General features: G+C 31.0%; 11 protein-coding genes and 1 pseudogene. 8 read left to right on the forward strand and 4 right to left on the reverse strand.

From position 1 onward, the window contains the following. Positions 1–156: 156 nt before the first annotated feature. The 7 genes from EKL99_RS02060 (at position 157) to EKL99_RS02090 (ending at position 7,604) form a co-directional block, all read left to right on the forward strand. Entirely contained in the window at positions 157–2,010 is a 1,854-nt protein-coding gene (locus EKL99_RS02060; protein ID WP_197037195.1) for a KTSC domain-containing protein, read from the forward strand. A gap of 1 nt (position 2,011) precedes the next feature. Next, a complete protein-coding gene (locus tag EKL99_RS02065) occupies positions 2,012–2,221 on the forward strand; it encodes a KTSC domain-containing protein (RefSeq protein WP_126576305.1) in 210 nt (69 codons plus the stop codon). A gap of 2 nt (positions 2,222–2,223) precedes the next feature. Beyond that, on the forward strand, positions 2,224–2,442 hold the full coding sequence (locus EKL99_RS02070; RefSeq protein ID WP_126576306.1) for a hypothetical protein: 219 nt from the start codon (positions 2,224–2,226) through the stop codon (positions 2,440–2,442). A gap of 1 nt (position 2,443) precedes the next feature. Continuing rightward, on the forward strand, positions 2,444–4,900 hold the full coding sequence (locus EKL99_RS02075; protein WP_126576307.1) for a hypothetical protein: 2,457 nt from the start codon (positions 2,444–2,446) through the stop codon (positions 4,898–4,900). Positions 4,901–4,902: 2 nt separating this feature from the next. Continuing rightward, a complete protein-coding gene (locus EKL99_RS02080) occupies positions 4,903–5,826 on the forward strand; it encodes a hypothetical protein (protein WP_126576308.1) in 924 nt (307 codons plus the stop codon). Continuing rightward, on the forward strand, positions 5,819–6,844 hold the full coding sequence (locus tag EKL99_RS02085) for a hypothetical protein (protein ID WP_126576309.1): 1,026 nt from the start codon (positions 5,819–5,821) through the stop codon (positions 6,842–6,844). Before EKL99_RS02080 ends, EKL99_RS02085 begins: the two co-directional genes overlap by 8 nt. A 325-nt stretch (positions 6,845–7,169) precedes the next feature. Then, positions 7,170–7,604 carry an RteC domain-containing protein gene (locus EKL99_RS02090; RefSeq protein ID WP_231507357.1) on the forward strand — a complete coding sequence of 145 codons (435 nt, stop codon included), beginning with the start codon at positions 7,170–7,172 and terminating at the stop codon, positions 7,602–7,604. A gap of 275 nt (positions 7,605–7,879) precedes the next feature. On the opposite strand, the gene EKL99_RS14590 is transcribed toward EKL99_RS02090, so the two are convergent. The 3 genes from EKL99_RS14590 to EKL99_RS02105 form a co-directional block, all read right to left on the reverse strand. Continuing rightward, a complete protein-coding gene (locus EKL99_RS14590; RefSeq protein ID WP_126576310.1) occupies positions 7,880–8,434 on the reverse strand; it encodes a Fic family protein in 555 nt (184 codons plus the stop codon). Between the two features lie 393 nt (positions 8,435–8,827). After that, entirely contained in the window at positions 8,828–9,295 is a 468-nt protein-coding gene (locus EKL99_RS02100) for a transcriptional regulator (protein ID WP_231507358.1), read from the reverse strand. A gap of 2 nt (positions 9,296–9,297) precedes the next feature. Next, complete coding sequence (locus EKL99_RS02105; RefSeq protein ID WP_126463460.1) at positions 9,298–9,813, reverse strand: hypothetical protein; 516 nt, start codon at positions 9,811–9,813, stop codon at positions 9,298–9,300. Between the two features lie 886 nt (positions 9,814–10,699). On the opposite strand from EKL99_RS02105, the gene EKL99_RS02110 reads away from it, so the two are divergent. Further along, a complete protein-coding gene (locus EKL99_RS02110; RefSeq protein WP_126455293.1) occupies positions 10,700–11,005 on the forward strand; it encodes an HNH endonuclease in 306 nt (101 codons plus the stop codon). A 65-nt stretch (positions 11,006–11,070) separates the two neighbouring features. Here the strand turns inward: EKL99_RS02110 and EKL99_RS14840 are convergent. Beyond that, positions 11,071–11,306: pseudogene (locus EKL99_RS14840) on the reverse strand (group II intron reverse transcriptase/maturase); the annotation flags it as partial. Between the last annotated feature and the right edge of the window lie 115 nt (positions 11,307–11,421).

The raw sequence follows: 11,421 nt of genomic DNA on the forward strand, positions 1-11,421 counted from the left end.
CTTTAATTTAAGTCAAAATATCACTAAATGTGGGTATTGTAACAATAGTTAAAAAAGACTTTATTTACGAACTAGAATATATAGCTTGAAATATGGCATTGATTAAAAATTGCCAAATGGATTGGCAGTAGATTTTAATTTGGTACAATAAATACGATGGCATTACCCATAAACATAGATGAATTACTGCACGGCAATACGGTCGAATGGGATCGAATTGAGTTAAAAAAAGGATGGAATCCGGAGGATATTATTCATTCTTTATGCGCCTATGCCAATGATATTAACAATTGGGATGGCGGGTATCTCATTATTGGAGTAGAAGAAGACAATGGAAAAGCCAAGTTACCACCCATTGGTTTACAAGTTCAAGAATTGGATGCCATCCAGAAAAAATTGATTGAGCTGGCTCATAAGTTAAGCCCTGTTTATATCCCTGTTTTTCAACCTTATTTAATTAATGAAATCCATATTCTAGTTGTTTTTGCTCCCGCTGGAGATAACAGACCCTACAAAGCTCCAATTAGTTTAAGTGAAAAAAGGACGGAAAGAGCAATGTATATTAAACGTGGCTCGAAAACGGTAAAAGTTAAAGATGGTTCTGATGACGAGAGAAGACTCATTGAACTCACGGCACGCATCCCATTTGATGACCGAATCAACCAAACAGCCAAATTAAATGATTTGAATTTACGTTTGATTCAAAACTATTTAAAAGAAGTGATGAGCTCCTTGTATGAAGAAAGTACAAAGATTCCATTCTCCGAATTATGCAGACATCTAATGATAGCCAAAGGTTCTGAGGAACTGTTGAGACCTACAAATGCCGGTTTGCTTTTGTTTAATGAAAACCCAGACAAATTCTTTTCAGGAGCGAAAATCGATTTGATTATCCATAAAAATGAGGTTGGAAAAGACTATACCGAAAAAATATTCACTGGCTCTATTGTACAGCAGATTAGGGATGTTTTGCAGTATTTTAAAACCAATATTGTAGAAGAATTGGTGGTTAAATCGGCTAGGCAAGCGGAATCAATACGCTTTTTCAACTATCCTTTTCAGGCCATAGAAGAAGCCGTAGTCAATGCGGTTTATCATAAAAGTTATGAACGAGAAAATCCCGTGGAGATTCAAATACATAAAGATAAAATTGAAATATTGAGTTTCCCTGGACCTATGCCACCTATTACCCAAGCTATGCTAAATAAACAAAGGGTAGTAGCACGAGATTATAGAAACCGCAAAATGGGTGGATTTTTAAAGGAATTGAAACTCACGGAAGGCAGAGGAACTGGATTGCCTATTATTCACAAAAGTTTAGAAGAAAACGGTTCGCCTCCGCCCATTTTTGAGACGGATGAAAACAATGCTTATTTTTTGTGTATTATTTCCATTCATCCACTTGCAAATTCCATCTTAGTCTCCCAAGATGAGCTAAGAAGAGACGAAGATAAAACTCTTAAAATCAATGAAATAAAAGATATAAATCGCTATCTTAGTCTCTCTGTCTCTGAATTGGGAGACAAAGACAGAGAAGCCATAAGAGCAAGGATTAATAATACAATTAAAAAGGTTTTACACTTTTGTACAGAGCCAAAATCAAATGATGAAATATTTGAGAAAATCGAGCTTTACAAAAACACCAAAAATCATAATCATCATATAAAACCACTCCTAGAAATTGGTTGGTTGAAACAAACGATACCTGATAAACCCAGAAGCAAAAACCAAAAATATTACACCACTGATTTAGGTAAAAAATTACTCGCAATAATTGCAATAGATAGCAATTCCGGAATTAAAAGAATTCCAGTAGCGTCTTCAAATATTGCCTCGGTAGGATATGACGCAGAAAACAATATTTTGGAGATTGAATTTCACCACGGAGCAGTTTATCAGTATTTTGATGTGCAGGAAGATGTGTATGAAGAGTTGATGAATGTGCCTTCGCAAGGGGTATATTTTACACACGAAATCAAGGAAAAATATAGTTATAACAAAATCAAGTAATATGAAAAGACTGTCAGTAAAATCCTCAAACTTGGCATCCATTGGTTATGATGCAGAAAATGAAATCCTGGAAGTGCAATTCAAACACGGTGGTGTTTATCAATATTTTGATGTTCCTGAAAATGTTTATGAGGAATTGATGAATGCAGATTCACACGGAGTTTATTTTTCAGCCAACATTAGGAATGATTATGAATATCAAAAAATGTAGTTATGGAAAGATACTTAAATAGAAGTGGAAATTCACCTATAAGCCACTACCAAATCAATACCGACAGTATTACTGTTTGGTTCAAGGGCAATCCAAAAGCATATACTTATCCAGAATATTTAACTGGTAGCTATCATATGAATCAACTTAAATCAAATGCTCAAAGAGGGAAAGGTTTGAGTGCTTATATAACCCAAAATGTAAGGGATAAATTTATTTAATATGGAAACAGCAAATTTTAGAAAAATCCTAATCGATATTGCTCAAAATGATTCTGCTGAAAGAGTGATTTCGAGAGTTATAGCTTATTATTATCCTCGACTTGATTTGAAAGACAAAAGCACTTTTTTTGATAGCTTAATGAATTTACTTTCTATTTCGGAAATACAAAACTTCGATTTTAGTAAACTAATTGAAGAAATTGAGAATAACACAAATATTGTTAATCCAGAGATATTTAAAAACAAAGACTATAGAATAAAAAACATCGAGATATCAAACCTTAGAGGAATCCCCTCAATTCAAGACAGTGATAATATACCATATGGCATTAACTTAATTGAAGATGAAATCTGTCATAATGCAATTGTTTTAGCTAATAATGGAACTGGTAAATCTTCAATTTTTGCTGGGCTGGAAATGATATATGGTAATGAAATTGGCGAGAAAAAACTAAGAAGTTCAGGTATTCCAAATGATGTGGAATATCTAAAATACTTAAGAAGATTTCCTTTGTTTGGTAATCCAAAATGTAATATTGAAACTTTCGATGGCAAGTATTCAATAGAAAACAAAATTTTCTCTAATGAATATATTAAGCTCTTTAATACAAATAGTCACTTTATTACAGAGTATGATATTATTGAAAATGGTAGAATTGATTATGAAACATCTGATCAAAAATTATCTCATTCATTTCATAACATAATTGCCAAAGCATTAGGTTTAAATGAGTTTTTGGATCTATTGGCAATAACAGAACAGATACCAACTTATTCAAGACGTAAAGAATTAAATCAACAAAGTAAATTAGTCTCTGAGATAAAATTAAATGAGGATACTATAAAAAATAGGCTTGCCTTAATACAGTCAAGGCAAATTGAACTAGATGAATTAAAAAAGGGGATAAATATAGATTCAAGTACTCTAAATAAAATAGAGATAATAAATGAACTCAGAAAAGCCATAGAAGAAACACATACTATAAATTCAGATTCAACCAAACTAAAGAATGATATTGAAGAATTTCAAATATCATATCAAGAATATATTTCAGTTTCAGGGATTCAAGAGGTTTCTGTTGAAAAAGGATTCTTAGAACAAGGGTTAAATTTGCTTGAGAACAAAGATAATTGTCCATTTTGCCAAGACTCTAAAAAGTCAATTGAGGAAATACAAAAAAATGTTAGTTATAGAATAAAAAATCTGAAAAAGTATGAAGAAACAGAAAGAAGAATAAAACTTGCATACAGAATTCTGTCAAATAATATGATTGATTCATTGGAGTCTTTAAAAATTATAAGAGAAAGACTCTTTAATCAACGTTCAATTTTATCTAAACAAACCAGTTTAGATAGTTTAATAAATAAAGAGGGAGAGTTGATGATATTATTGACTCCACATTTACTCGATGATGAATTATTTAATTTTATAAAACAATTATCTAATAAACAGTTTCCAACAGATACTGAATTTAGCAGTCTATCAAATTTGTTGATTGAAAACAAAGAACTTCTTTGTGAATTTATACCATCTAAAATTAGTGAAATCAATATTTTTATTAAAGAAAGGAGTCAGCAAATTCAAAATTTTATTAAAACTTTAAGTGATAGTGCTGAATTGACTTCAAATGACAAAATTAAGGCTATAGAAAAAGAAATAAATGATAATAAAACCTCAATTCCAATAATAGAAAAAACAATAATAGATTTTGAATTACAATTAAAAGCGGCTGATATTCAAGTTGGAAAATTAAAAAAAATAAAGGATGAAATTAAGTTTTTCAATTTAAAGCTTAATGAAGAAAAGGACAGAATCGTAACTAGTTATTTTAAATCTATTAAAGAAGTTGTAGAAAAAATAATGAATGATTTCATTGACGAAAAAGAATCCATAAATTTAGAACTAAGTTTAGAAAAAATTGATAGAAATGTTGATGGTGAAATATTTCAAACAGAAGTAATAATGGCAAAAATTGTTCAAAAAGATGGTAAATCTACAACTCCGGATATTTATTTCAACACCTTTCGATACAAAGTTTTTTGTTTAATGATTAGCCTGAGTATTGCTCTATCAACACGAATGAGATATAAAGTAAATTTACCATTAGTAATGGATGACTTGTTTTTTGCGAGTGATTTTATTAGTAAAAATTCATTTTCCGTTTTCTTTCAAAAAATTATTGAACTTTTTTATAAATACACTCCAGATATGCCTCTTCAATTTATATTGTTTACTCACGATGATTTAATTTTTAGAAGTGCATTAGACGCAATTGATGATTTTACAAAGAAAGATTTTTTAAACCTTCATAACGAAAATAAAATAAGCTTAAGCGAGAATACTTTTATTGCGAGAATGTTTGATATTAATGATAAGGATAGTCCAACAACTTCAAATGACGGCAATAAATATTGGGAACTATTTTACAAACTACCAAAGAAAATTTCAATTCATTAATTATGAGCGCTACTAAAATCAAGGCAAACTATACAAATATTCTATTAGTATTTTTTTCAATACTGGTTATTGGATTATTTTTAGTTTATTGGGTTAAAACGAACAGCAATATTGAAAGTTTTAAAGCTCAGTATAATGGAAAATATCAACGTCTATCAAATGTTAAAACTAACTTAATTGATGTTGATAAACTTAATCATAAGGATTCTATTATCTTAATAAAGAGAAATGATTTAATTGAAATTAATAAGAATATTAATTCATTAGCAGAAGAGGTTTTTAATGAACGAAACAGAGCAGAAACCATTATTGATAAGGACATTGAAAGATTAAACCTATATATGGCAATTGGTATTGGCTTTATGGCTTTAATTGGAATTTTTCTGCCATTACTAGTAAATCTTATTTCTGTACAAGATATAAAAGAAAAACAAAAAAATCTTGAAAAACGGATAGATGATACAAATATTGATGAAGCAAAAAAGAAAATTTCAAGTATTGAATCAGATTTAAATGTTCATTTGCCATCAATTTCAACTTTATATATACAGAACTCTTTAAATAGATACTTTAATATAAGTCCAATTTTACTTACTAACTTAATACGACAAAAAGACAAAACTTACTTCATTGAAATTTTAGAAAATATAAAAACAGGGTTTGCAAAATGTAAAGAAGATAAAAGACATATAATTAAAAATGATAAATTCTTAATTTCTACACTTAATGATTTTGTTTATTTTTTAGAGAAGCCAAGCAGTCATTCATCCTTTTTTAACAAAGAGATTCAAATTGCTTATGAGAATTTGAGAGGACATCTTATAAATTTTATCAATAGTGATAAAGAGGATGAAGAGACTTTTTATTCTGGGGTAAATGAAAAAATTGCTCGAATAATTAATTTAATTGAAACTAAAAATGCTTAAAATAAACCAACAACTCAAACGTATTGAAATCAAGGAATTTGAAATCGAAAATCAAATTGTTTTCAATTACTTTGACAATCTTCCTGCAAGTGAAAGAGATGATAAATTGCTGCGAGCTATTTACATTGGCGTGTTGGCACTTATGGAAGACCGTATTTCCTCTTTTCTTTCAAAAACATCCAATGAGTTGGGAACAGAACTCGAAAGTTTGAAAATGATTTTTGAAATGAAAAAAGAACTGTTCTATAAATCAACCATCAAAGGCGTTTTGGCAGAAGATGAAATCGCAGAATTTTTAAATCAATATTTTCTAGATAAGCGATTAAAAGACCGTGCATTTTTAACGGGTAACACAGCGGGTATTCTTCCAAAAAACAAAACGGGCGATATCATCTGTGAAGTAAACGGCACACCAGATTTGAAAATTGCCATCGAATGTAAATTTGACAAAAGCGTTCGTTTAGGCGACATTGAAAGCAAAGATATTTTTACTCGAAAGTCTGATACGGCTTGGAGTCAGTTGATAGAAGCGCAGGCCAACAGGGACAGCAAAGTAAGTTTGATTGTATTTGATATTTCCTTGGTAGAAAATTCCATTCTAAAGAATTTCGAGAATGTAGGTTACATTCCAGGAGTTGGTTTTATTGCCATTATCAATTCACAAAAAGGAGATTACAGCAATTTAGCCATTGCGTATATGTTGGCTCGGGACATTGCCTTAAATGCAAGAGAAGTAGAACTCGACAAAGATATTTTGGCAATGATGGTAAACCGTATCATCAAAGACATTAACGAAGTATTGACGATAAAATCACTGGTTCAAAACAACATTGACAACAACAAAGCAATTTTAAAGCAATTGGAAAAATCAATTTTACTTATGGAATTCAACCAAGCATATTTGAAACGCTTTTTGGGTCAAGGAACATTAACCAAGAAAGACTTATTAGACTTTTATTCAGGCGAAGACGTAAAAGACAAGTATCGTTTAATTGAAAAGGAAATTAATGAATTATAGATAAGATTTTTTTTTGCGTAACACTACACAATGTGTAGTGTTGCGCAAACAAAATAATGTTTTTACCGTCCAGCCATTTTATCTATTCAGTAGTTATTTTAGATTGAGGCATACCTTGTTTGTTTTGTCGTAAACAAAAAATAGGCGGTGATTATTTTCATTTATTTCTGCATTAATACAAAAAACAAAGTATGCAATTCGGGAATTTCACTATTCAATTCGGGAATCGAACACCACACCATTTGCAACCCAAGCAACCATCAAATAGATTTACAGCCCAATTCAATTACCAAATAAGTCAATTTGTAAATCTTAAACCGCTTCAATGAAATTATTTTCTGAATCCTTGATGTCTCAATTAGAACAGCAATTAAAAGTAATCCATCTGCAAACAGAAAATCCAATTCAATCGGCTGAATTGGCCATTAAAAGTAGCGTTACTGCCTTAGAGAGACTAAAATCCTCTTTCATAAAATACAAATCGTTGAACAAGAAAGAAGAAATAGAATTCTTTCGCGATATCAAACCAAAGTTTGCGGCTAAACTGATTTACTATAGCGAAATCTATACTATAGAAACCAACAAGCCATTGGGTTCCCATAAAACAATAGCTAAATATTATAACTCCGAACTTCTTAAATTAAAAGTTTTCTTCAAACAAAACCAGGAATTTTATCGTTACTGTCGCACGGCTAACAACTGTCTCGATAGCAAATATTATATACGCGAAAAATACGACCTGCTCTTCGAGGTCTCCTGACCTCGAATTATACTAGAAGTTGTCCTAAAGCTAATCACGTCGAATTGCATTCGCCTTTGAGATCGCCGTATCAATAGATTTTTAGAACTGTTTTGCTACTATAACTCAGGCGACCTTCCCAGCTCTTCGATGTCTCTCAACCTCGAACCAGTATCTTTTATCTCAACCCGAAAATTAGAGATTCAAAACTGACAATTTAGCTACGAAACAGAATTACTGCAGTAATGCGAATGTATAATCTTCAAAAAGTTATTAAAATACTAAAGAACAAACGGTTAAATAGTAATCAACTTATACGATGTACTCCTACCACTTCCTTCTTGCTCAATAATACCTTTACCCATTAAATCTTGAATATCTCTAAGAGAAGTATCAGTAGAAACTTTAGTGATTTTGGCATATTTAGAAACAGTAAGCTTGCCAAAAAAATCATCAAGAAGCAGTTGAAGTATTTTTTGTTGACGGGAATTAAAGTTGGTAGCACGATGAGTTTCCCAGAATTGAGTACGCTTTAAGATTGCAGCAATAGTTTCATCGGTCTGTGCCATAGAACGCAACAAACAATCAAGAAACCATTCCAACCAGTCAGTAATATCTAAATTACCTTTTTGTGTACTTTCCAATATAGCATAATACGTATCACGTTCAGCTTGGATTTGAGCCGACATCAAATAAAATCGTTGTTTACTTTGGTCGGCGCGAGCCAGTTGCATATCAGTTATAGCTCTTGTGATGCGTCCGTTACCGTCTTCAAATGGATGTATGGTAACAAACCACAAATGGGCAAAAGCGGCCTTCAATACAGGATCAATATCTTGTTTGAAATACACTAGTTTCGGAACTCATTTATAAAAATTAAAATTGATTATTACAAAAATTTTGATTAACCGCTTTATGGGTATACTCATTTATTTTCCTGAATTATTAATGTTCTGGATTTGTCATCTAAAAATGTTGAAGTGCAAAAAAAAGTATTTTTCCTTTCTCATTAATTACTATTTCACTCAGATTTGATTCCATTTTAGAATTATTATTTCAGCTAATATAGAACTCTTTTTACTACTAATTACATGTATCTAGTATTCTATAAATCATATTTCTTTAGCAAATTTCACATAAGTCTTGACTGATTCTTTGTAAAAAAGCCCTCGTTAGAGAGCTTTCCATTTTTTTTCATAAAAAAAAATATTTTCACAATGAGTTCAGATTTATTTTTTTGATTATTATACTTCTACTAAATTACGGTAATCATATTTTTCGTATTCTTTTGTATTAGCTTTTTCTTTGTTTAACTCAATCATCTCATTTTTTAGTTGAACTTTATACCATTGTTCTGGTTTAGTATGAGAAAATGTACTAAGTTTCAATGCTACTTGTGCATTTAATTTTCTTTCCCCTGAAAGATATTTATGAAGATTACTATCTCTCATTTCAAAATAAGTTGCTAATCTTTTTTTAGAAAGATTAAGGACTTTTAAATACATCTTAACAAAATCAAGAATTTTTAAAACCTCTGTATCATCACTTTCATTTCGAATATAATCTTCTAATTTATACTGAATAGAAAGTAACCGATTGCTTAATATTCGTTCTCTGGATTGAGTAGTAGAATGGGATAATATAGCTTTTTTTAATTCCCCTTTCTTTTTATCATTCCAAATATCTTCAATTTGAATTTCTTTAGTTTTCATATTCATTCATTTAAAAATTCATCAATTAATTTTTGCCCACCTTCAGGTGGAATAATCATAGAGGTATCACCAACCTTAAAAGCATTGTATTTTTTTGAATATACTGCCATTAGTTTTATTTCCTCTTCTTTATGTTCTTCAAAAACATCAAATGCTAAATAGCCTTCAAAGTCACCTTCTCCTTTTACGAAACTTAACCGACAAGCATATGCAATTAAACAACCTGCAACATTATCATATTCTTTTATCGTTCCTTTGTTATGAGGAGCAATTTCAACATAAGCCATATAGGGTTCAATCTTTTCCTTCATTTCAAAAATTAAACAACCTTCAATTTTTTCAGAAGTTTCTTCAGACACCAAAATATATGTTTCAAAACCTTTCTTTTTCGAGTGTTTATTAAAATTAAATCTCCATCCATCTGCCACTGACGGAAGATTTACTTTTAATAATTTTGAATCTGAAATTTTAGCATTTACTAAAACATTTCCATCGATTTTTAATATTTTTACATCCATTTAAGCAAAATTTCATTAGACAAATATACATAAAAATTATACATATTGTATAATTTATTGCAGTTAATTTTATTGGTTTAGATACTTGAAAAATGGCGATTAATCAATTCCCGTTGCTGGGAACTATCCACTTTAATATATTTCCCCTGGCGCGGGCATCTCGCTCGTGTACATGAAGTATCAGTCGATGAAAAACTCATAACCGTACAAAATATAAGAATATCTCTTTCATTAAATAATTTACTGAAGCACCTGGAAACTAAAGGTTATTATTTATTTGGCGAGAAAAAATTAGAAAACTGGAAATTCGGCAACCATAAAGACCAGTTAGAAGTTGCAACTTTAGTAATACGAAAAATAGATAGTAAAGATGTTATAAAAGTAGATTTGAAAGATGCCAGCACCTAACTGCTTTGAGCTAGCTGAAATTTAGTGGAATTACCGTTTCGCATCAAGTTTTAGTTAAACGGAAAATTGAGCGGTTACGAACTTCCAGCAAACTCAAGGCGGTATAACGTTAGCAACAACCTTAAAAAAAACCGAAAATTATTAATATTTATTTGATGAAAAAATGTTCTCGATGCAATAGCCAAAAAACGATTATTTATTCTACACATAAATTTCATAATATCTTGCAATGTGTAGATTGCAATAATTTAATTCTTACAACTCTTGGCGAATGTTGTAATGATCCTTTTTTTAATGTTACTATTGATAATAGAAATCCTGAAAGGTTGAGGCTTCATAGACAATGTCAAAATTGTGGAGGTTGCGTGGATAGAAATAAACCGTTAAGTCAAAACAATATTCAAAAGAAATTAGATTTAAATTTAGTTATCCGAACTATAATAATTGGGCAAATGAACGTAAAGAAAATTCAACGCAATTGTGGGAGTTTGTAAAGCCATTAAATTATAGCACTTCAAGATTTGCAAAATATACCGAATACTTGAGTTCTAATGCTTGGGCATTAAAAAGAAAAGAAGTTTTAATTCGGGATGAAAATTTATGTCAAGTCTGTAAAGAGAAACCTGCTGAACAAGTTCACCACAAAACTTATGAAAGATTATATGATGAAGCGTTGGAAGATTTAATTTCTGTCTGCAAAAATTGTCACGACGAAATCCATAGAGAAATTGATGAAAAGCGACGCGCTGAAATAAGACAAATGATCGATGAAGGCAATTACTAATCGAGTAGACGGCTCCGCCAGAAACTGACTGAGTGTGCCTCACACACCACCGTACGTACGGGTCTCGTATACGGCGGTTCGCAAAGTGATGGATTGAATTCAATGTAGGTTTCCAGCATAGACCGATACCCTTTCTTCTTGAGCCGTAGTAGGGTAATTGTAGAAGTTAGAATCGGACTTTGGGCAATGCGCCAGCCTCCTTTTCTGGTTCTGCTCCAAGCATAGGCGTGGTCTTTGTCAATCCCTAGTCGCATCAGGTTTTTCCTTTTACGTTCGGCTTTTTCCAGTCCGTACAAATGCATTTTAAGCTTGGTTTTTGAGTGTTTTCCTTCACTTTTGGGCATAAGTTCCCTTACCTATAAAATTAGCTTTCTAGTGTATATTCAATTTAAGTTAAAATATCACTAAATGTGGGT

Origin of the sequence: Flavobacterium sp. ZB4P23 (assembly GCF_003970375.1) — a bacterium.
In the GTDB taxonomy this organism is placed as follows: Bacteria; Bacteroidota; Bacteroidia; order Flavobacteriales; family Flavobacteriaceae; genus Flavobacterium.